The organism is Rhizobium sp. BK313 (assembly GCF_014193655.1).
In the GTDB taxonomy this organism is placed as follows: domain Bacteria; phylum Pseudomonadota; class Alphaproteobacteria; order Rhizobiales; family Rhizobiaceae; genus Rhizobium.
In genome coordinates, this window is sequence record NZ_JACHZQ010000010.1 from 148399 (window position 1) to 170050 (window position 21652).

Genomic DNA, 21652 nt, shown 5'->3' on the forward strand with positions numbered 1-21652 from the left:
CCACCGCGTCTTAGCGACTGCCCGCCCGGCACGTCGATGCGTCGCACCTTGACAAGGAACTCGATCCCATGAGCAGCAACCCGTTCTCCCTCGACATTTTTGGCAATACCGCCCTCTCCTCCACCCTCGACCTCGGTATTTCCGGCTTTGGTGGCTTCACACCCGAGGCCGACAACGACGACGAGCCGGACCCAACGCCGCCGGCGCCCGCCGCCGCTCTGGCCGTGCCTGTCGGACAACCGCCGCGCCAGCAGAGCCCGCACGCCAACTTCCACCTCGACGGCGACCGCGGATTGGCCGCATCCTGGAAGGATCGCGCTCGTGACAATGTTGCGGCGATTCTCACGGCGAACAACATCGATAAGCAGGATCGGCCGGCAACGCTCAAGGAGCAGGCGCAACTCATCCGCTTTACCGGGTTCGGCGCCAGCGAATTGGCGAACGGTATGTTTCGCCGGCCGCGTGACATCGATTTCCGTGAGGGCTGGGACGAGCTCGGCAGTTCGCTGGAGGACGTCGTCTCGAAAAACGATTATGCCTCGCTTGCCCGTTGCACCCAGTATGCGCACTTCACTCCAGAATTCATTGTGCGGGCGATTTGGGCGGGGCTGCAGCGGCTCGGCTGGCGCGGCGGCCGGGTGCTGGAGCCGGGCATCGGGACCGGACTGTTTCCTGCCCTGGTGCCGGAGCCTTTGCGCGACGACACATTCTTTACGGGCATCGAGCTTGATCCGGTGACTGCCCGGATCGCCCGGCTGCTGCAGCCGAAGGCACGGATCATCAATGGCGATTTCGCACGAACCGAGCTCCCGCCGATCTTCGATCTGGCGATCGGCAACCCTCCCTTCTCCGATCGCATTGTCCGGTCGGACCGCGCCTATCGGTCGCTTGGCCTGCGTCTGCACGACTACTTCATCGCCCGGTCGATTGACCTTCTCAAGCCCGGCGCACTTGCCGGTTTCGTCACTACGCACGGGACACTGGACAAGGCCGACGGAACAGCCCGCGAGTACATCGCCAAAACCGCCGATCTGATCGCGGGGATCCGTCTTCCCGAGGGCAGCTTCAGGCGCGAAGCGGGCACGGATGTCGTCGTCGACATTCTCTTTTTCCGGAAGCGCAAGGCCGGTGAGGCGGCGGGCGATCGATCGTGGCTCGATCTTGCAGAAGTCCGCCCGGCGACCACTGACGAAGGCGCGATCAGCGTCAATCGCTGGATCGCCAGCCATCCGGAATTTGCCCTCGGCCGGCATGAGCTAACCTCCGGACCGTTCGGCGAAACCTACACCTGCGTCATGCCGGCAGATTTGGACCTTCCCGCGGCGCTTTCGGAAGCGATCGGCTTGCTTCCAGAGAGGCGATATGACGGCGAGCCCACTCCGATCGACATCGACCTGGAAACAGAGATTGGCGATATAGCCGATCTCAGGCCGGACACCGACAGGGTTCGCGAGGGAAGCTTCTTCGTCGATATCAAACGCGGCTTGATGCAGATGATCGACGGCGCTCCGGAGGCGATCATCGCTCGCACAGGCCGCACAGGTGAAGGCCTGTCGGAAAAGCATGTTCGCATCGTCACAAAGCTGATCCCGATCCGCGATACCGTGCGCGACATCCTGAAGGCACAGGAAACGGACCGGCCTTGGCGGGATCTTCAGGTGCGGTTGCGGATCGCCTGGTCTAGCTTCGTGCGCGATTTCGGTCCGATCAATCACACGACCGTTTCGGTAGCCGAGGATCCGGAGACCGGCGAGTCTCGCGAGACGCATCGCCGGCCGAACCTGCAGCCTTTCCTCGACGACCCCGATTGCTGGTTGGTGGCTTCGATCGAAGACTATGATCTGGAGACCGATACAGCAAAGCCTGGTCCGATCTTTTCCGAAAGGGTCATTGCACCCCCTGCCCTACCCGTCATCACTTCGGCCGCCGATGCGCTCGCCGTCGTGCTCAACGATCGCGGCCGCGTCGATCTTGACCATATCGCCGAGCTTCTTCATGTCGATGCCACTGCGGTAGTCGACGAACTGGGCGATATGATCTTCCGCGATCCTGCGGACGGATCGTGGCAGACATCCGATGCCTACCTTTCCGGATCGGTCCGCACCAAACTCGCGGCGGCGCAAGCCGCGGCAGAGCTTGATCCGCTCTTTGAGCGCAATGTCCGCGCACTCCAGGATGTTCAACCCGCGGACCTTCGGCCGTCCGACATCACCGCCCGGCTCGGCACACCATGGATTCCGGCTTCGGATGTCGCTACCTTCGTCAAGGAGACCATGGGGGTCGACATCCGCATCCATCACATGCCGGAGCTTGGCTCATGGACTGTTGAGGCGCGGCAGCTCGGCTACAGTGCTGTCGGGACCTCGGAATGGGGCACGAGCCGCCGCCATGCCGGCGAGTTGCTCGCCGATGCCTTGAACAGCCGCGTGCCGCAGATTTTCGACGTCTTCAAGGACGCCGAAGGTGAGCGTCGCGTCCTGAACGTCGTTGACACGGAAGCCGCCCGCGACAAGCTGCAGCGGATCAAGGAAGCCTTTCAGAACTGGGTCTGGACCGACCCTGATCGCACCGACCGGCTGGCGCGGGTCTATAACGACCGCTTCAACAATATCGCGCCGCGACGGTTCGACGGCTCCCACCTGAAACTTCCGGGCGCTTGTTGCGCCCTTGCTCTTTATGGGCACCAGAAGCGCGGCATCTGGCGGATCATCTCATCTGGTTCGACCTATCTCGCGCATGCTGTCGGCGCCGGCAAGACGATGACGATGGCGGCCGCAATCATGGAACAGCGCCGGCTCGGCCTGATCGCCAAGGCGATGCTTGTCGTGCCCGGCCATTGCCTCGCGCAGGCGGCGCGAGAGTTCTTAGGCCTCTACCCGAATGCCCGGATTCTCGTCGCCGACGAGACCAACTTCACCAAGGACAAGCGCGCCCGGTTCCTGTCGCGGGCGGCCACAGCTACCTGGGATGCAATCATCATCACGCATTCGGCGTTCCGGTTCATTGCCGTACCGTCTGCCTTTGAACAACAGATGATCCAGGATGAGCTGGTGCTCTACGAAGACCTGCTCACCAAGGTCGACAGCGAGGACCGCGTTTCGCGCAAGCGCCTCGAGCGGCTGAAGGAAAGTCTGCAGGAGCGGTTGGAAGCGCTTGCGACTCGCAAGGACGATCTACTGACGATCTCGGAGATCGGCGTCGACCAGATCATAGTCGACGAGGCGCAGGAGTTTCGGAAGCTCTCTTTCGCGACCAACATGTCGACGCTGAAGGGGATCGATCCGAACGGCTCGCAACGTGCCTGGGATCTCTACGTCAAATCCCGCTACGTTGAAGCGAAGAATCCCGACCGAGCCCTCGTTCTCGCCTCCGGCACGCCGATCACCAATACCCTCGGCGAAATGTTCTCGATCCAGCGGCTGCTCGGTCACGCGGCATTGGCCGAACGCGGTCTGCATGAATTCGATGCCTGGGCATCGACTTTCGGCGACACGACGACCGAGTTGGAGATCCAGCCGTCGGGTAAATACAAGCCGGTTAGTCGCTTCGCGTCCTTCGTCAACGTGCCGGAGCTGATCGCCATGTTCCGTTCCTTCGCTGACGTTGTGATGCCGGAAGACCTGCGTCAGTACGTGAAGGTGCCGGCAATTTCGACTGGCCGTCGGCAGATCCTGACGGCGAAGCCGACGCAGGCCTTCAAGAACTATCAGGCGAACCTCGATGCCCGCATCAAGGCGATCGAAATGCGTGAGGGGCCGGCCAAGCCGGGTGACGACATCCTGCTTTCCGTCATCACCGACGGCCGGCACGCGGCAATCGACCTGCGTCTTGTCGATCCCGACAACGACAACGAGCCCGACAACAAGCTCAATCTCCTCGTCGAAAACGCCTTCCGCATATGGCTGGAAACAGGAGGGTGCACCTATGTCCGGCCAGACGGCAAACCCTTCGAGCAGCCGGGCGCGGCACAGATGATCTTCTCCGATCTCGGCACGATCAATCTGGAGAAGGCCAGGGGTTTTTCGGCCTATCGATGGATCCGCGATGAGCTGGTCCGTCTCGGCGTGTCGGCCGCCGAAATCGCCTTCATGCAGGATTACAAGAAGACTGAGGCCAAGCAGCGGTTGTTCGGCGATGTCCGCGCCGGCAAGGTTCGCTTCCTGATCGGCTCCTCGGAAACCATGGGCACCGGCGTCAACGCGCAGCTTCGATTGAAGGCGCTGCATCATCTCGACGTACCCTGGCTGCCGTCGCAGATCGAACAACGGGAGGGCCGTATCGTCCGCCAGGGCAACCAGCATCACGAGGTTGATATCTTCGCCTATGCGACGCAAGGATCGCTCGACGCATCGATGTGGCAGAACAACGAGCGCAAGGCTCGCTTCATCGCTGCAGCGCTCTCCGGCGACACTTCGATCCGCCGGCTGGATGATCTCGGCGAAGGCGCCGCCAACCAGTTCGCCATGGCGAAGGCCATTGCGTCCGGTGACGAGCGTCTGATGCAGAAGGCCGGTCTCGAAACCGATATCGCCCGACTCGAACGCCTGCGCGCAGCGCACGACGACGATCAGTTTGCTGTGCGCCGGCAGATCCGTGATGCAGAGCGTGATATCGAGGTGTCGGAGCGACGGATCGCCGAAATCGGCCAAGACATCCAGCGCCACGTCCCGACAGCCGGTGACGCATTCGCGATGACCGTGCTGGACGAGACCCTCGATGATCGAAAGGCTGCGGGCCGCGCGCTGATGGGGGAGATCCTAACACTCGTCCAGCTTCAGCAGGAGGGAGAGGTGCATCTCGCATCGATTGGCGGCTTCGATTTCGTCTATGATGGAAGACGTTTCGGCAGGGGTGACGGATATCACTACACCACGGTTCTTCAGCGAACAGGCGCGGACTACGAGATCGATCTAGCGGTCACTGTGGCGCCGCTCGGCGCCATTTCCCGACTTGAACATGCCCTCGACGGATTCGAGGAGGAGCGACAGCAAAATCGTCATCGCCTTGAGGACGCGCGTCGGCCACTGACATCGTATCGATCCCGGGACGGCGGCAGCTTTGCGTTCGCCGAGGAGCTCTCGGAGAAACGCATACAGCTTCGCGAGGTCGAGGAGGCGCTAGCAACAGCGGCTCGGAACGATTTCGAGCAGGCCGCATAAGCAGCCTGCCTGTTGCATAGCTGCATTGCACAATAGATGTTTTCCAATTGGTCAAAAAAGGAGCATAAAACCTGCAGCTGAAGCACATGGCGGCTTCCTCCCAGGTCCGCCGCAGCAGCTGTTCCCCTCTGGAGGTTTTTGACCTTCACACCTCATGGGCCGCGGTTTTCCGTCGGCCCTTTTTTCTTGGATGATACAGACGTTAGAGTTCGTCCTCAGCCCACGTCGACGAGAAATGCAGTGATTTTCATCGATCCCGCAGAAATGCAAAACCCCTGGGCGGGTTGGCCTATTATTGATAGGGGCCAACAGCAACCAGGGGGACGTTCGGGATCCATAAATTTGGATTCCCCTGGCGATGCCAAGATTTACCTAACGGCACCGCGAGGGATCTGCCCAGGAGCATCTTTGCCCTGAGTAAAAAGTAATGGGTTGGAGGGAGAAAGGCGAGGAGGGAAATCCGCTCGCAGAGTGTTCGTGGCGTCGCCGCTGCGCTCAACCGCCGCCTGCGCGATCCCGACCGCTTGTTCTTCGCAAAGCTCCGTGAGCTTCGCTTGCTCCTCGCGGCAGGGATGCTCGGCCGCAGCTGCGGCGCCCCGCCCGCTCTGCGGCCCGGTTGGTGTCTTCGAAAAATTGAAGACACGAAGGACTGGCGCGCCTGGCCGGTCCCAAAACCCTCTAAAGGAGCTCTCCCATGCAGGTCATCAAGGTCGATCCGCGTTCGCTAAAAGAAAATCCCGACGACGCCCGCCGCGCGAAATCCTCGCCACAGTCAGACGCGCTGCTGTTGGCAACCGTGAAAGCCGTCGGCATCATCCAGCCGCCGGTCGTCTCGCCCGAGTTCGACGGCGGAAACGGCTACATTATCCAGGCGGGGCACCGCCGCGTGAAGCAGGCAATTGCTGCCGGCCTTGAAGAAATCGACGTTCTGATCGTCGAAGCTGCCGACGACAATGGTGCGATGCGGTCGATGATCGAGAATATCGCCCGCGAGCCCCTCAATCCTGTCGACCAGTGGCGCGGTGTCGAACGCCTCGTTGCGCTCGGCTGGACGGAAGAGGCGATCTCCGTCGCGCTCGCTCTTTCGCTCCGGCAGATCCGCAAGCTTCGGCTGCTCGCCAACGTATTGCCCGCCATGCTCGACCAGATGGCCTTTGGCGACATGCCGAACGAGCAGCAGCTCCGCACGATTGCCGCCGCCTCGCTCGATGAGCAGAAGGAGGTCTGGAAGGCGAACAGGCCGAAGAAGAATGAGCGAGCCGATTGGTATAACCTGTCGCGGGCGCTTTCGAAGACGCGCATGTATGCCAAGGATGCGAGCTTCGGCGAGGATTTGCGTCAAGCCTATGGCATCGAGTGGGTCGAGGATCTCTTTGCGCCCGCAGATGAAGACACGCGCTACACCACGAACGTCGAAGCCTTCCTCGGTGCCCAGCAGGAATGGATGACCGGCAACCTGCCGAAGAAGGGCGTCGTTGCCGACGTGAATGCCTGGGGCCAGCCGGAACTGCCGAAGAAGGCCGAGCGGATCTACGGCAAGCCGTCCAAGGCTGATCACGTAGCAATGTACCTCGACCGCGACGGCAAGGTGCAGTCGGTGCATTTCAGGATGCCGGAAGAGAAGAAGGGTGGCGCAGGATCCAATGATGTCCGTGACGGCGAGACTTCGGAAACCCGGAAGCCTCGCCCTGACGTCACGCAAAAGGGCCAGGATATGATCGGTGACTTCAGGACCGAGGCACTGCACGATGCACTCGCGCGTGCGCCGATCGAGGACGACATGCTGATGGCGCTTCTCGTCCTCGCGTTCGCCGGCCTGAACGTCCGGGTCGATTCCGGCGCCAACGATCATGTCCTCGGCCGGAACCGATTCTCGCGGCATGCGGCCCGGCTGTTCAGTGAAAGCGGTCGCTTCTCCTTCGATATGGAAACGGTGCGTATCGCTGCCCGGGCCGCATTGATCGACGTGCTGTCCTGCCGTCGCGGCATGTCCAACTCCGGAGTGGTGTCCCGCATCGCCGGCGATGCCATCGGGGCTGATGGCTACCTGCCGAACATGGCAACGGAGGCGTTTCTGCTTTGCCTGTCACGGCAGGCACTGGAAGCGGTGGCTAGGGAGGCGAACGTGTTGCCATGTGCGAAGGTAAGGGAGACCCGCGCGGCACTCATCGAGCAGTTCGGCCAAGAGCAACTGGTGCATCCGGTAGCGCTGTTTGCCCCTCACCCGAACGACATCGACGATCTTCTCAAAGCTGGCGAGGAGGAGCCCCAGGCCGATCCCGACAATGGGCTGGCAGACGATGGAACGGAAGCCGGCCGTGATGACCTTGATCCGACAGTGCCCGAAATCGATCACGACGAGACTGCCTACGGGATCGCTGCTGAATAATCCTTTCCATTTTCGATCGAAGCACGCCGCCGGCTATCGCTGGCGGCGTTTTCAACGTCAGAAGGAGACAGGGTCTATGGCCGCGCCTCAAATCCACAACCAAACAACCAACATCGTCGGCCGAGACCAAAGGCACCGTGCCATGAGCGCTTTTGATCCGGGCTGCTGCGTGCGCGCATGCGGACTGTTCGGCGTGCAACCAGCCACCGTGATCTTTTGCAGCGTCAGATCGAGGGACGTGCCGAGCGATTGACCGTGACCGAGAAGGCTAAGGCTCGGAAGCACACACACAAGCGATCGGGGCCACGATGGACGCGCTCATATGAAGTGCTGTTGAGCCATGTCGCGTCAATCGCCTTCGAGCGGCGCACTGCGATCGAGGCACTCTTCCGCAAGCTCGAACGGCAGGATTGTGCCATCGCCGCGTTCCCGTCAAAGCATGGCATTGCTGTATTGCCGCTGGCGGCGTGAAGGGATCCTCAAGCCGTTGCTCGGTAGCGGCATAGGAGCTGCATCTCATATCGCCTGGCGGGATGATGGCCACGTGTTCCAGTTTCGGGTTCGGTGGCACGTCGCGGACCCGTTCCGGCCAGCCCTTCGTGTTCGTTGCGGTCTGAACCGGCTGTCGGTCGTTTCAAGGCCGCTGGCGCGCCGCGAAGCGGCCGCATCAGCCTTGCTCTGCAAAGCAGGCTCGCGCCCTTCGCAGGGTTCCCCTGCTTGGCCGCAAACCTGCTTCGCTCGCTCAGCTGTTCCGGACCTGTGAAAGCGCCCGCCTTTCGCCGGTTCCTTGTGACCGCACCGAAGGGCAGACCGGCACGGGGCCGGAACCACTTTGGGAACCGAAACAAAGGAAACCGACATGGCCAAGCAAGCACCATCCAACCGATCTTCAGCCCGCGTCCCCCAGCTTCGCAAGGGTGCCTCCCTCGAAATGGTCCGCCTCACCTGCCCCGACACCGCCCAGGCGCTGAAGATTGCCGAGAGCTTCGGGACTACGGTGGTCGATAGCGACGGTATCCGCAACGAGCACGAGCAGCTGATTACAGCGAGTTCGGCAAGCCTCGCCGAAGGACTCGGCGAAAAAGCCATGCAGATCCACCTGCAGCGCATCGTCGGCGCCTTCGTCGGATCGGCGCATGGCGCCGGGCAATTTTACTCCCGAGCCGTATCCGAGGCACGCGACGCCACTGCCAAGGCGGCGAATGACGCTCGTGACGAGGATCTCGACGGTCCGGTCGGCTATGACAGCGCCGCCCAGCGCAAGCGGGAGTTCGCCGCGGACATGGGGATCCAGGCCCACGCCCTCAGGATGGCGGCCGAAGGTGCAGTCGCAGCCTACGAGCAGGTCGTCGGCGAGACCTGGAAGCCTTTCGACCGCCCGGTCGAAAACCCCGGCGCCAATCTCGACCGTAAAGCGGCCGAAGCAGAGATGGCGGCTCTCGGTTGAAACGAATATGCGGGGCCGCGGCCCCGCTCTTTTCCATATCGGCCGGCCCTTCGGGGACCGGCCTTTTCTCTGTCGGCTTAGCCGCACGGTAGAACGCCCGCCGGCGATGCGGCCCGTCCCGGCCGGTGGTCCTGCAGGAGCTTGGCTGTCTGCGCAACGGCTTCGCCGTCCTCCTCTTTGTTCCGGCCTGCAGGTGCGCAGCAAGTCCTTTGGCTCCTGCCCCTGGACCACCGTGACGGGCCGCGATCGGCGCAGCCTTGCAAGATGGAGAGAATAAAGATGAGCAAGAAGACGAATGGTGATCGCCTCGATATCTACAGTCGGATCACCGAACGGATCGTGACCGACCTCGAACATGGCGTGCGTCCCTGGATGAAGCCGTGGAATACCGCGAACGCCGACGGTCGGATCACCCGGCCGCTCCGCCACAATGGACTTCCGTACAGCGGGATGAACGTGTTGCTTCTCTGGTCCGAAGGCATGGCGCGCGGCTTCTCCTCGCCGATGTGGATGACGTTCAAGCAGGCTCTCGAGTTCGGCGCTGCGGTGCGCAAGGGCGAGACCGGCTCGACTGTGGTCTTCGCCAGCCGGTTCACAAAATCCGAGACCGATGGCAACGGCAACGAGGTCGATCGGGATATCCCGTTCCTCAAGGCCTATTGCGTCTTCAACATCGAACAGATCGATGGATTGCCGGACGGCTACTACGACCAGCCCGCCCCTGTTCCGGAGTCGGTCGAGCGGATCGAACATGCAGATCGCTTTTTCCGCAACACGGGGGCGCTCATTCGGCACGGTGGCAGCCAGGCCTATTATTCTCCTGTCATGGACTATATCCAGATGCCGCCGTTCGAGACGTTTCGCGATGCGGGCGCCTACGTCGCCACACTCAGCCATGAGGTGACACACTGGACGGGCCATTCCTCACGTGTCGGTCGCGATCTCAGCCGCTATGCCAAAGATCGAAGTGAACGGGCGCGCGAAGAGCTGATCGCCGAGCTCGGCAGTTGCTTCCTGTGCGCCGACCTCGGCATCGTCCCGGAGCTGGAGCCGCGGCCGGACCATGCTTCCTATCTGCAGTCCTGGCTCCGTGTCCTGTCAAACGACAAGCGCGCGATCTTCCAGGCGGCGGCACACGCGCAGCGCGCGGTCAACTTTCTGCACGATTTGCAGGGTTCGGCGGAAAATGGCTCCAGGGCAGCCTGAGGCCGCCCGAAAGTTCAGCGACGACCGTCGTCCCCGCTGACGGCCGTCTCCTCGATCAGGTCTCGATCGAACTGCGGGTCCTGATCTCTATGAGATCCAGCTTTCGCCAGATCGAGGGCTTATTGGTATCGGACTTGGGCTTGCGGGACGGCTTTCGTTCGATGATGAACGGCTTTGTCTGCTGACGCATTGATCCTTCGGGCGACGCTTCGCCGACGAACGACCACAGGCCTCATTTGATGAACCGGACCCCTTGTCATGACGATGTCTTCGACCGGGGAGCTCATCCGATCATGTGGACATCAAGTGGTCTTGGTCCTTACGCTGTCCTCAATGGGGGGCAGAGCTGAGCCAAGCCATTGTGATGTCCCTTCGTCCCATGTTTCCGGACGCTCCATCTGCGGGCTCGATGGGGCATGTCTGACCGGAGAGCGGCTGCGCCTCGAGCGTTTTCCCGCAACGGCCGTTCGCAGATTTCTTACCCCGGACGGCTACGCCCTCCTCCTTGCCCACTAACAAATCTGCGACTTGCCGCCCTCCATTGCATTCCGGCCTTATCAGGTGCGGTCCGATCGTCCCCGGTCTTTCCGACAGCCATCGAGGCCGCGATGGGCGCGGCCCGATACACAACAAAGGAACACGACAATGGCTACCATCGGCACCTTCACCTCCACCGAAAACGGCTTCACCGGCTCCATCCGCACTCTCGCCCTCAACGTCAAGGCGCGCATCACCCGCGTCGAAAACCCTTCCGACAAGGGCCCGCAGTTCCGCATCTTCGCGGGTGCCGTCGAACTCGGCGCCGCCTGGCAGAAGCGTTCCAGCGAGAGCGACCGCGACTATCTCTCGGTCAAGCTTGACGACCCGAGCTTCCCCGCCCCGATCTACGCAACCCTTGCCGAAGTCGAAGGCGAGGATGGCTACCAGCTGATCTGGTCCCGCCAGAACCGGGACTAAGGCATCGAGGCTCCGCCCATCGGGCGGAGCCTTCGCCTTGCCGTCATCGCAGAAATTTTTCTTCTAGCTCCCGAATGTGCGGCATCCCTTGGAGGCGGAACACCTCATCGACGGAAACAAGCTCGCGGTCGAGGTTGGCGGCGCTGCCGTCCCGTTTGATGGTTGCGAAAGCGCCCCTCATTGCCGTGATGCAGGCGCGGATGGCGTGATTGCCGTAGATGACCATGGCGATGTTGCCGAGGTCGCGGATGCGCCGTTCCGTGAGTTGCGGATAAGTCGTCGGCACGATCGCAAGGGGCACGTGTCCGATCCATGCTCCGGAGAAACGTTCGATCTGCCTCGGCGTGTCGAGTTTGGAATGCACCAGGATCATATCGGCGCCAGCAGCCTGATAGGCCACCCCTCGGGCGAGAGCCTCATCCTCGTCGAAACCGGCAATCAGCGCCTCGGTGCGCGCGATCACGAGAAAATCGGGGTCCCGCCTCGCCGCGACCGCCGCGGCGATCTTTCCCTGAAACTCCTCCACCCGCGTCAGATCCTGGCGCCCGTTGGGGGTTAGGCTGCTGACTTTCGGGAAGATCTTGTCTTCGATGACGACGGCCGCAGCACCGGCGCACTCGTAGCTTTTGACGGCGTGCATGACGTTGATGGCGTTGCCGAAGCCGGTATCGATGTCGGCGACAACCGGCAACGTCGTTGCCGCGACGATGGCTCCGACCATATCAAGATGCTGGGTCATCGAGATGAAGCTCATATCGGGAAGGCCGTAAAGCGCCGAAAGCTCGAAGCCGGAGGCCCATATTCCGTCGAAGCCGGCCTCGTCCGCGAGGATGGCCGACAGCGGACTATGGCCGGACATGATCTGGGCGAGACCGTGGGTTTCGATGACGAGGCGAAGGCGTTTTCCGGGCGACACGAGCGGCTCCTTGTCGTGATTTCCATATCAGCCGGCCTGCGGCCGCTGCGGCGCCGATCCGGCCACCACCGTCTTCCTCTGCTCGATGGCAATCCCTGGCAAATGCACCGATCGCAGAACGGTGGGAATTCCATCGCGTCTTGCGAAATTTGGGAACGGCAGGCCGGTTTGAATGGCACGTGGACTTGGTCGGCGCCAGCACTGCCGGCCAAAAGGGACGACGGCATCGTCGTCGCCTGCCCCGATCATCGATCACGATGAAAGATGGGCGTTTTGTCCCGCCGGCTCGCGACTGGCGTGACAGGCGAGCGGAGACATTGCCGATCGCGCTCCCACGGCTGCCCGCTCCAGGTCTTGGCAGTCCTTGCGGTCGAATATTTCCATACAAGGACCGAAGGGACGAGGATGGGGAGGTCGAGATGCTGCAGACGCCTGCAGCGACGCAGTTTCCGTCGGGGGGCCAGGCCCCGACGACAGCGCTGACGCGGAGGTCGCCGGCGTTTTGGCGTTATGGCGTCTCGCCACTCGACATGCCGCGGCAAAGCCGCGCCAGCCAGCGGCAGAAGGCGCGGGCGAGTTCGGGATTGCTGCTACGATCGAGCGCATAGGCGCGGTAGTGCATGCCGCTTGGCGTGCGCGTGCCCGAGACGGCTTTCAAGAACCCATCCTGCAGGCATTGGGCGACGACGATTTCCGGCGCGACCAGCAGGCATTTTCCCGTCATCGCCGCCGGCAAAGCGAGATAATGATGGTCGACGCGGGCACCGCCGACGATGTCGTTTACCGTCATGTCCATCCCCCGCAGCCAGGTCGGAAGAATATCGGGCCGCGAGGTGGTCGAAAGGATCGGGATTGACCGGATGCTTGCCAAGCCTTTGCTCTTCAGGTGCGTCGGCGAGCCAACGCAGATGAGCTGTTCCCGATAGATTTCCCAATGATCGCCCGGCTCGGCGATATGGAGATCGCGGGTGACGAGCACGTCGAACCTGTCCGAGGCGCTCGGCATGGCGAGCGATGTGACGACGTCGACGGTCGCCCCGCCCATCTCCTTCGAAAATTCGGAAAGATGGGGAATGAGAACATGGGTTGCGAAGGTCGAAAGCGAAGTTCGAACGATGAGGCGATTGACGTCTGCCGTGTTGCGGCGACGCATGCGGCGCGCCGTAAAGCAGATCGTATCCAGCGATTCCGTCACTGCATTGGCAAACAGGCGTCCATAGTCCGAGAGATCGCTGCTGCGCCCGCGCCGTTCGAACAGGCTCGCGCCGAGGTAGTCCTCAAGGACCGCCAGATGCCGGCTGATCGAGCTTTGCGTGGTCCCAAGCGCCGCCGCCGCTCCCGTCACGCTTCTTTCCCGCGCAATCGTCACGAAGGCGCGCACCGCATTTAGGGGAACGTCCTGCTCTTCGCTTGCCACGACAACCTCCTGTTTCCATGAAAACACCATTCATCCATCCGTATATTATAGTATACATTCGGATTTTGCGATAATTGTCAATTCGCTGTTGTTTTCCCGCCCTATCGCAGCTTCGTCGCGTGCTCCTCAAGCGAAACAATCAGAGCGTCGTCACAGGCCGAGCCAGTGGCCTGCCGCTTTGGCCCCCTCCGAGGATGCACGCGATCGCAACCACTCACCCCGGCACGCAAGGAAAACGGATGGCGAGCATCGCTTTCACCCATATTGCGAAAAGCTTCGGCAACACGCCGATCCTGCGCGATCTCTCCTTCTCCGTCGCGTCGGGCGAGTTTTTGACCATCCTCGGTCCGTCCGGCTGCGGGAAGTCGACCCTGCTTCGGATTGTCGCCGGGCTGGAGCGGCAGGACAGCGGAACGGTTGCGGTCGACGGAAAGATCGTCGATGGACTGGCGCCGAAGGCCCGCGACATCGCCATGGTGTTTCAATCCTATGCGCTTTATCCGCATATGACGGTGGCCGAAAACATGGCGTTGCCCTTGACGATGCGGCGTCTGTCGGCACTGCAGCGCCTGCCGCTCCTCGGTCGCCTCATGCCGGCGACGCGGCAGATCGGGGCCGGCATCCGTGCCGACGTCGCCCGGCTGGCCGGCGCGCTCGCCATTGCCGATCTCCTTCAGCGAAAGCCTGGACAGCTTTCAGGCGGCCAGCGGCAGCGCGTCGCTCTCGGTCGCGCCATGGTCCGACAACCGGCAATCTTCCTTATGGACGAGCCGCTCTCCAATCTCGATGCGGAACTCAGGGTGCAGATGCGAGCCGAGATCAAGGAGCTGCACCGGCAGCTCGGCGCGACTTTTATCTACGTCACCCACGATCAGTCGGAAGCCATGACATTGTCGGACCGTGTCGCCGTCATGGCAGGCGGCGAACTGCTGCAGGTCGCCTCCCCTCGGCAGATCTACGAGGATCCGATCGACCGCCGCGTCGCCGAATTCGTCGGCGCGCCGAAGATCAACCTGATCGAGGCGATCGTCGCCGAGGATGGGGCAATCGCGCTTGCCGGAACGCCGCTCTCGGTTCGGGCGAAAGCCGATCCCGGCACGGCGGTGACACTCGGGCTCCGCCCGGAGCACCTTGCACTTTGCAACGAGCCCGGTCGCGACGTGGTTGCCGTCCGGGTTCGGTTGCTCGAACATATGGGCTCCGACGTCTTCGTCCATGCGCAAGCACAAGCATCGGTCGCACCGTTCATCGCCCGACTTGCGGCGAGCCATGCGACGGACATCGCCATCGGGCAGACGATCCTGTTGAAGATCGATGCGGCACGTCTCCTTCTGTTCGGCGGCGATGGTCGCCGCATGGATACCGACATCGCGCAGGGGACGACGGCGGCGTCGGGGCGAGCGAAGGAGAGCGCGTGATGGCACGTCATTTTTCTTCCGATTCCGCTCGATTGCGCAGAGCGGTCTCTTCTAAGATGCGTCGATTGCGGCACGGCTTGGATGTTCAAGAAATCTTCAATGGCGCTACGGGTGTCGGGCTCGCCGCGCCTGCGCTGGTTCTTCTCGTCATCCTGTTCTTCCTTCCGACCGGCGCGGTCTTGGCCATCGCTTTCACCGATTGGCAGTTCGGCGCGCGCAGCCTGCATTTCGTCGGCCTGGCAAACTTCGTCACCGCCTTTTCCGATCCGGCCTTTCGCGCCTCCTTGGGCAACACCATCGTCTATGTGCTGATCGTTCTGCCCGGCACCGTTCTTTCCGGTCTCAGCTTGGCGGTGATGATCGAAAGCACCGCCAGGTTGCGTGCCTTTTACCGTGCCATCCATTTCCTTCCCTTCATGGCGACCCTGTCGGCAATGGCGGTCGTTTGGGAGACGCTGCTCCATCCGACGATCGGTCTCGTCAACCAAAGTCTTGCTGCCCTCGGCTTGCCTTCGGTCAACTGGCTGGCAGATGCGCGCACGACGCTGCCGGTGCTCGCTGCCATCGCGATCTGGCAAAACCTCGGCTATGCGATGGTGCTCTTCATGGCCGGTCTCAAGGCAATCCCGAAGGATCTCTATGATGCCGCCGACATCGATGGCGCCGATGGCTGGCTCGACCGACTTCGCACCGTGACCCTGCCGATGCTTGGCCCAGTCACCATGTTCGTCGTCATCGCGGTCGCACTCAGGGCGTTTGCGGCCTTCGATACAATCGAGATCCTGACGAAGGGCGGTCCCGGTCACGCCTCGGACGTGCTGCTCTATACGCTCTACCGCGAGAGCTTCGAATATCTGAGGACCGGTTACGGCGCCGCCGTTGCGGTAATCTTCCTTACAATTGTCGTCACACTGACGCTCGTCCAGGCGCGCGTCATGGATACCAGGGTGCACTACCAATGAGACCGGATCGGACGAGAGTGATCGCGTCGGCCCCCGCCCTCCTCAAGCACGGCGTTCTGCTCGTCACCGGCGGCCTGGTGTTGGTGCCGTTCGTCTGGATGCTGAGCCTGTCGGCAAAATCGCCCCAGGACATTTTTTCACGACGATGGACGCTCTGGCCGCGCGACCTCTCCATCGTCGACAACTACGAAACGGCGCTGACCGCGACTCCGCTTGCCCGCTACATGGCAAACGGCCTGATTGTCTGCGGATCGATCCTGCTGCTGCAGATCATCGTCTGCGCGCCATGTGCCTATGCGCTCGCCAAGCTTCGCTTTCCCGGTCGCGATTTGGCTTTCGGCGGGGTACTCGTCGCGCTCCTTCTGCCGCATCAGGTCCTGTCGCTGCCGCTCTTCATTCTCGCCAATCGGCTCGGCATCCTCGATAGCTACCTGGGCCTGATCTTTCCTTACATGGTCTCGCCCTTCGGGATCTTCCTGTTTCGCCAGTTCTTCAAATCGATCCCCGACGATCTCATCCACGCCGCGCGTCTTGACGGTCTGTCGGATTTTACGATCGTCTGGCGGATCGTGATGCCGATCGCGCTACCGGCCCTCTTGGCCTTTTCGATCTTTTCGGTCGTCTCGCATTGGAACGATCTCTTTTGGCCGCTGACTGCCGTGCGCGACCAGTCCCTGATGCCGCCATCGCTCGGCGTGCTGGCCTTCAGGAACGAGGAGACCGGCAGCGCCTACGGCCCGCTGATGGCCGCCGCGACCATCGTGGTGACGCCCCTTCTTCTCGCTTTTCTCGCCGCCCAGCGCTTCTTCATCGAAGGCCTCGCCGCCGGCGCCGTCAAATAAAGTTCATCGCAAAAAGGAATGTTTTCATGTCGTTGACCCGTCGTCTCTTTCTCGTCGCCACCGCGCTTTCGGGCGTTGCCATCGCATCCCGTGCGGCAAACGCATCCGAACAAGCGCTCCGGCTCGTTGCCGACACACCCGCGCTTTATCGCGATATCTTCGACGTTGCTTTCGCGCAGTTTGCGAGCGGCAATGGCGGGCGCGGCGTCGAGGTGAGCTGGACGCAGGACTATACGCAGACCCTGCAGCAGTCGCTGCGCGAGGCGCTCGTCGGGCAGGCGCCCGATGTCGCCCTGCACGCCCATAACAATATCGCCATGCTTGCTCGCCGCGGCCAAATCACTCCCTTCGACGGACTGGCCACAGCCGGGGATGAGGGCCTGCGGTCGGCGATCGGGGAGGTCGGCTCTCGTCAATATGCCATGCCCTTTAGCCTTTCCGTTCCCGTCGTCTACATCAACTGCGATCTGGTCGGCCGCCGCGACACGCTTCCCGGCAGCTGGGACGAGATCCTGTCCGTCGCCGCCAAGGTCGATGCGCCAAGCGGCGGCGCCTTCTTCAACTATGCGACGGATGGCAGCTGGACCTTCATGGCGTTGATCGAAAGCCTTGGCGGCAGGATCCTTAACGCCGATGGAACCGCCATCGCATTCGACAGCGCCGAAGGTTTGGAAGCCATGGAAATCCTTTCTGCCTTTGCGAACGTCCGCAAAGGCGAGATCCTGACGGCCTCGCAGGCGCGCGAGGCCTTCGCATCGGGCGCCCTTGGTATTCACGTCGATACGACCAGCCGTCTGCGGTTTTTCGAGGAGCAGGCCAAGGACAAGTTCACGCTCGCCGTCATGCCCTTTCCCCTCAAACCGACCCCGGGCGCCCGCATGCCGCCTTCTGGCGGTTCGCTCGCCATCATGGCGACAGATCGGGCACGGCAGGAAAGCGCTTATGCGCTGATCCGATCTTTGCTGTCGGCGGAGGTGCAAAGGCAGGTGCTGATCAAGACCGGCTTCATTCCGGGGCTTGCGACATTCGACGACAACGATGGGGCCATTGCTGCCGATCTGAAGGCGTCGTCTCATTTCAGCGCGATCGCGCCGACGCTTGCCGTGCTCGGCCCCTGGGTCAGCTTTCCCGTCGACAATCCAGCACGCGTCGACAGGGCGGTCCAGGATGCCCTGAGCGCGCAGGCGGCGCTCCAGGCCAACCCGAAGGATACGCTTGAGCGCATCGTCGCGGCCGCTCGCCAAGGCTAAATCGGCGCAAGCGTCGATGCCAAGCGCCGGCGTAAGGCCGGTAATTTTTTCCACGAGGATTGCCAATGTATCCAGGGTTCAACGATCGAGCGAACCAACCGACGATCAACCTCCACAGGCTGTGTCACGATCGGCTCGCCAAGGTCAAAGCCGAGTTGGAAAGACGTGACTACGACGCGCTGCTCCTTCTTGATCAAGTCAACATCCGTTACGCCACCGGTGCCCGCAACATGCAGATCTGGGCGATGCGAAACACCGTGCGCTATTGCCTCGTGCTCCGCGACGGACCGGTGATCCTCTTTGAGATCGGCGGACGAACCGAACCCGCTGCCGGCCTGCCGGGCATAACCGAAGTGCGTCCCGCAAAGCCATGGTTTCACTATTATGCCGGTGAGCACGCCAGCACCTATGCCCGCGCTTTCGCCGAGGACGTCAGGGCGACGATTGCGACGGAATGCAGAGGAAGCGGCAAGACCCCACGTGTCGCGATCGACCGATGCGACGCGCTCGGCATCGAGGCGCTGAGGGCGTCTGGCCTCGTGCTCGGCGAGGCGCAGCCATTGATGGAGCATGCCCGGCGGATCAAGACCGAGGACGAGATCGCCGCCATCGGGCGAGCGATCGCTGTCGCCGAACTTGGTATCGACCGTATGCGCGCGGCCCTGCGACCGGGGATCACCGAGAACGCGCTGTTCTCGCTTCTCCACCAGACCAATATCGAGCATGACGGCGAATATATCGAAACCCGGCTTTTGAGTTCCGGCTGCCGGACCAATCCCTGGTACCAGGAAGCGAGCAACAAGGTGATCGTCGTAGGCGAGATCGTCAGCTTCGATTGCGATCTGATCGGTCCCCTGGGTTACGGCGCCGACCTTTGCGGTGCATTCGTTTGCGGTGTCGACCGGGCAAGCGCGGCGCAACGGGATCTCTACCGGCGCGCCTATGACCAGATCGAACACAACACGGCTCTGCTTCAGCCAGGTGTGTCGTTCCGGGAGATCCTGGAAAAGGCCATGCGGTTGCCAGACACCTATCACCCGTTCCATCGCATTGCCCACGGCAACGGCATGAGCACCGGGGAGTTTCCGGCAATCGGCGGTCGTCCCGGGTTCGTTGAGGGACCGATCCACGACGGTCACATTGAAGAGGGTATGGTCCTCTGCGTCGGCAGCTATGCGGGTCTTCGCACCGGCGGCGAAGGCCTCAAGCTGGAGCATCAACTGGTCATCCGCAGGAGCGGCCCCGAACTTTTGTCGAAACCGCTGTGGGACGCGATGTTCTTGGATGCTTGAGCGTGCGCCGGAACCGTCCGCGGCGTAGTCGATGACAAGCCGAACACTTATCTCGAACGACGTCTCCGAGCCGCGGCTTATCGAAGGGCTCATCCTACTTCGCCGAGCCATAGGCGCCTCTGGCACCATGACGGTTGGATAGGGCCGATCCGGCGATGATCAAAACGATATCGAGCCAGGTGAGGCGATTGTGACTTTCGCCATAGACCAGCTCTCCGATTGCCATACTTGACGGAGTTCGAGCAACAATGAGTCGATTTATGCGGCTCCGCCCGTGGGCTCGAAACGGTGAGTTCAGCCTCGCGGCTCTGTCTTGCATCGCTCGTGAGGAGGTCAGCAGGGCGAGCCTGCTCAACAAAATCGGGAGATCGTCAAATTTTGGTATGGTGTCCGAAGACCGCAATTGTCACGAACGACATTCGCACCAGACCCTCGCTGTCGGCGTGCGTACGGTAGAGCATCCGGATCTGGTCGAGGAAAGCCTCGCGACCCACCCGATTCATCGCTGACCGGTTTATGCTCGAGGACTGCACAAGCGCCATCAATCTCTCCTGATCGAGATAGTCGTCGAACGGCCACAGGCCGTATGAGACCTCGTCGAATTGCGGAAGCGAGTTAAGATCGCCGACGGGATCGAGGTCGATATATCCGCCGAAGCCATCGGAGTTCCGGCCGCGCCGATAGGCGGGAACCTCCGCCTCCTGGTACGCCAGATATGCATTGTGAAATCGCGCTCCCCAGGGCCGGGGCAGGTTGTCTATGATCATCAGAATTCCGCCGGGTTGCAGAACCCGGGAGGCTTCTGCGTAGAACGTTGGTCGATCAAAACGATGAAGCGCGCTGGCGGCAGCGACGACAGCGACACTCCGATCAGCGAACGGTAGCGCCGAAGCCTGTGCGTCCGTGTATCGGACATTGTCAGTCCTTGTCCGATCGGCGATTTCCCGCATTGGCGCATTGGGCTCGAGACCGATGATCTCGGCGTCAGAATAATGTCGCGCAAGCTGCCGGGTAAAAATTCCTGTGCCAGCCCCAACATCGATCATCAGCCTGGCCTGCCTGCGATCGCCTAGTAAAGTATCGAGCCTGTCGAGAGCGTCATCGAGATAATCCGGTCGAGCCTGATAGGTCGGTGCAAGCGCGTCGAAAACGCTCCAGCGCTGGTCTTGAGCGGTTTCAAGGGATGTCATTGTTCATTCCCTGAGGTTAGGTTGATGACGCCGTCGACGGCGGACTGCGATCCCGTTGTGGCGCGGCCAACCGATAGCGAAACGCCGCGATCAGCAAAGAGCGAAGCGCCAAGGAGCGGTGAGAGAATTTCGAGTCCTTTGCGAAGATCTCCCTCCTCGCGGGTCTCACAAAAGGAAACGCGCAACCCGTTCATTGCCGCTGACGCTCCGGGATGCGCAGCGAATTGAACTCCTGGGCGCACCAATACTCCCGCCTTGCTTGCTTCTGCTGAGATTCCGGCAGCATCCCGCTCTACCGGAATCCAGACATGAAGCCCGAGTGGACCGGTGGCGAGTTCCGGTCTCTCCAGGATGTCGGCGACGATTTGCCTCCTGGCGAAGGCCTTCGCCCGAATGGCGCGCGTAGTCTCGGCGGCAATGCCAGTTCCGATCAGGGCTTGCGCCAGCTCGGCCTGCAGGGCGGCGACGAACCACATCGACATCTTGCCAAACCGAGCCATGAGCGCTTCGACATCGACCGGTCTCGGCGCCATCAGAAAGGCGACACGCATGCCCATGACAACTGTCTTGGCAAGGCCCATGACGTACCAGGTCCGATCGGGTGCAAGCGTCGCCATCGGCGGCGGACCGTCGTCCAGCATCAGGGCTTGAGCATCGTCCTCGATGATGACGACGTCGTGCCTTTCGGCAATTGCGCAGATCTCGCATCGCCGTTCGAGCGGCATGACGCTGGCGGTGGGATTTTGCAGGGTTGGAATGGTGTAAAGGACTTTTCTGGACTTGATGCGTCCGCACAGATCTTCGAATGCGTTCGGCTCCAGACCGAACCGATCCATAGGGATTGCCTGGAGCTCGAAGCCGAGCATTCCGGAAAGTGCCTGCATGTTCGGATAGGTCATTTCCTCGGTGAGCAATGTGCCCTCCCTGCCGACCAGCTGGTTGAGCAGAAGAAACAGCACATTCAGCGTGCCATTGGTGACGATCATCCGGTCGATCTCGGGACGAAATCCGAGCCGCTGCGAGATCCATTCCGCTCCACGCAGCCGGTCTTCTTCCGTCCCTTGCGGGCGGTTTTTCCGGAGCAGGCCGCCCGCCTCCTGCAAGGCCAATCGGCCTTTCAGGCTGTCTGCCAAAGAGGCCTCCAGTTTCTCGACGATTGGCGGAACTGCACGGGACAAGTCGATCAATCCATGTTGCATGTGCGTAT

General features: G+C 61.8%; 17 protein-coding genes. 11 read left to right on the top strand and 6 right to left on the bottom strand.

Features of this window, described 5'->3' with window-relative positions:
• Positions 1 to 68 precede the first annotated feature (68 nt).
• From FHT86_RS34560 to FHT86_RS34580, 5 genes are all read left to right on the top strand, one after another.
• On the top strand, positions 69 to 5159 hold the full coding sequence (locus FHT86_RS34560) for a DEAD/DEAH box helicase family protein (RefSeq protein WP_133704246.1): 5091 nt from the start codon (positions 69 to 71) through the stop codon (positions 5157 to 5159).
• A 694-nt stretch (positions 5160 to 5853) separates the two neighbouring features.
• Complete coding sequence (locus FHT86_RS34565; RefSeq protein WP_133704245.1) at positions 5854 to 7548, top strand: ParB/RepB/Spo0J family partition protein; 1695 nt, start codon at positions 5854 to 5856, stop codon at positions 7546 to 7548.
• Between the two features lie 333 nt (positions 7549 to 7881).
• Positions 7882 to 8019 (top strand): hypothetical protein, encoded by a 138-nt coding sequence (locus tag FHT86_RS34570; protein WP_166656657.1) that lies wholly within the window; start codon positions 7882 to 7884, stop codon positions 8017 to 8019.
• Between the two features lie 388 nt (positions 8020 to 8407).
• Entirely contained in the window at positions 8408 to 8995 is a 588-nt protein-coding gene (locus FHT86_RS34575) for a hypothetical protein (protein WP_133704244.1), read from the top strand.
• A 279-nt stretch (positions 8996 to 9274) separates the two neighbouring features.
• The gene (locus FHT86_RS34580; RefSeq protein WP_133704243.1) at positions 9275 to 10201 is read left to right on the top strand and encodes an ArdC family protein; all 927 of its coding nucleotides are present in this window, start codon (positions 9275 to 9277) and stop codon (positions 10199 to 10201) included.
• A gap of 55 nt (positions 10202 to 10256) precedes the next feature.
• Here the strand turns inward: FHT86_RS34580 and FHT86_RS38550 are convergent, their stop codons facing one another.
• Positions 10257 to 10391 carry a hypothetical protein gene (locus tag FHT86_RS38550; protein ID WP_281413755.1) on the bottom strand — a complete coding sequence of 45 codons (135 nt, stop codon included), beginning with the start codon at positions 10389 to 10391 and terminating at the stop codon, positions 10257 to 10259.
• Positions 10392 to 10846: 455 nt separating this feature from the next.
• On the opposite strand from FHT86_RS38550, the gene FHT86_RS34585 reads away from it, so the two are divergent.
• Positions 10847 to 11158, top strand: a complete 312-nt coding sequence (locus FHT86_RS34585; protein WP_133704242.1) for a DUF736 domain-containing protein — start codon at positions 10847 to 10849, stop codon at positions 11156 to 11158.
• Between the two features lie 43 nt (positions 11159 to 11201).
• On the opposite strand, the gene FHT86_RS34590 is transcribed toward FHT86_RS34585, so the two are convergent.
• Together FHT86_RS34590 and FHT86_RS34595 are read right to left on the bottom strand one after the other, a co-directional pair.
• Complete coding sequence (locus tag FHT86_RS34590; RefSeq protein ID WP_312862638.1) at positions 11202 to 12074, bottom strand: isocitrate lyase/phosphoenolpyruvate mutase family protein; 873 nt, start codon at positions 12072 to 12074, stop codon at positions 11202 to 11204.
• 508 nt (positions 12075 to 12582) lie between these two features.
• Positions 12583 to 13491 (bottom strand): LysR family transcriptional regulator, encoded by a 909-nt coding sequence (locus FHT86_RS34595; protein WP_312862639.1) that lies wholly within the window; start codon positions 13489 to 13491, stop codon positions 12583 to 12585.
• Positions 13492 to 13730: 239 nt separating this feature from the next.
• Between FHT86_RS34595 and FHT86_RS34600 the strand changes: the two genes are divergently transcribed.
• From FHT86_RS34600 to FHT86_RS34620, 5 genes are all read left to right on the top strand, one after another.
• Positions 13731 to 14909 carry an ABC transporter ATP-binding protein gene (locus FHT86_RS34600; RefSeq protein ID WP_183869025.1) on the top strand — a complete coding sequence of 393 codons (1179 nt, stop codon included), beginning with the start codon at positions 13731 to 13733 and terminating at the stop codon, positions 14907 to 14909.
• Between the two features lie 77 nt (positions 14910 to 14986).
• The gene (locus FHT86_RS34605; protein ID WP_246779801.1) at positions 14987 to 15871 is read left to right on the top strand and encodes a carbohydrate ABC transporter permease; all 885 of its coding nucleotides are present in this window, start codon (positions 14987 to 14989) and stop codon (positions 15869 to 15871) included.
• On the top strand, positions 15868 to 16713 hold the full coding sequence (locus FHT86_RS34610; RefSeq protein ID WP_133704239.1) for a carbohydrate ABC transporter permease: 846 nt from the start codon (positions 15868 to 15870) through the stop codon (positions 16711 to 16713). The genes FHT86_RS34605 and FHT86_RS34610 overlap by 4 nt, the downstream gene beginning before the upstream one ends.
• Before the next feature lie 26 nt (positions 16714 to 16739).
• The gene (locus FHT86_RS34615; RefSeq protein ID WP_133704238.1) at positions 16740 to 17963 is read left to right on the top strand and encodes an extracellular solute-binding protein; all 1224 of its coding nucleotides are present in this window, start codon (positions 16740 to 16742) and stop codon (positions 17961 to 17963) included.
• A gap of 65 nt (positions 17964 to 18028) precedes the next feature.
• Positions 18029 to 19255: a M24 family metallopeptidase gene (locus FHT86_RS34620; RefSeq protein WP_133704237.1), complete on the top strand. Its 1227-nt coding sequence runs from the start codon at positions 18029 to 18031 to the stop codon at positions 19253 to 19255.
• 94 nt (positions 19256 to 19349) lie between these two features.
• Here FHT86_RS34620 and FHT86_RS38555 read toward each other — a convergent pair whose 3' ends face one another.
• The 3 genes from FHT86_RS38555 to FHT86_RS34630 form a co-directional block, all read right to left on the bottom strand.
• Positions 19350 to 19481, bottom strand: a complete 132-nt coding sequence (locus tag FHT86_RS38555; protein ID WP_281413756.1) for a hypothetical protein — start codon at positions 19479 to 19481, stop codon at positions 19350 to 19352.
• A gap of 145 nt (positions 19482 to 19626) precedes the next feature.
• Positions 19627 to 20445 carry a class I SAM-dependent methyltransferase gene (locus FHT86_RS34625; protein WP_133704236.1) on the bottom strand — a complete coding sequence of 273 codons (819 nt, stop codon included), beginning with the start codon at positions 20443 to 20445 and terminating at the stop codon, positions 19627 to 19629.
• The gene (locus FHT86_RS34630; protein ID WP_133704235.1) at positions 20442 to 21644 is read right to left on the bottom strand and encodes a PLP-dependent aminotransferase family protein; all 1203 of its coding nucleotides are present in this window, start codon (positions 21642 to 21644) and stop codon (positions 20442 to 20444) included. Before FHT86_RS34630 ends, FHT86_RS34625 begins: the two co-directional genes overlap by 4 nt.
• Positions 21645 to 21652 lie beyond the last annotated feature (8 nt).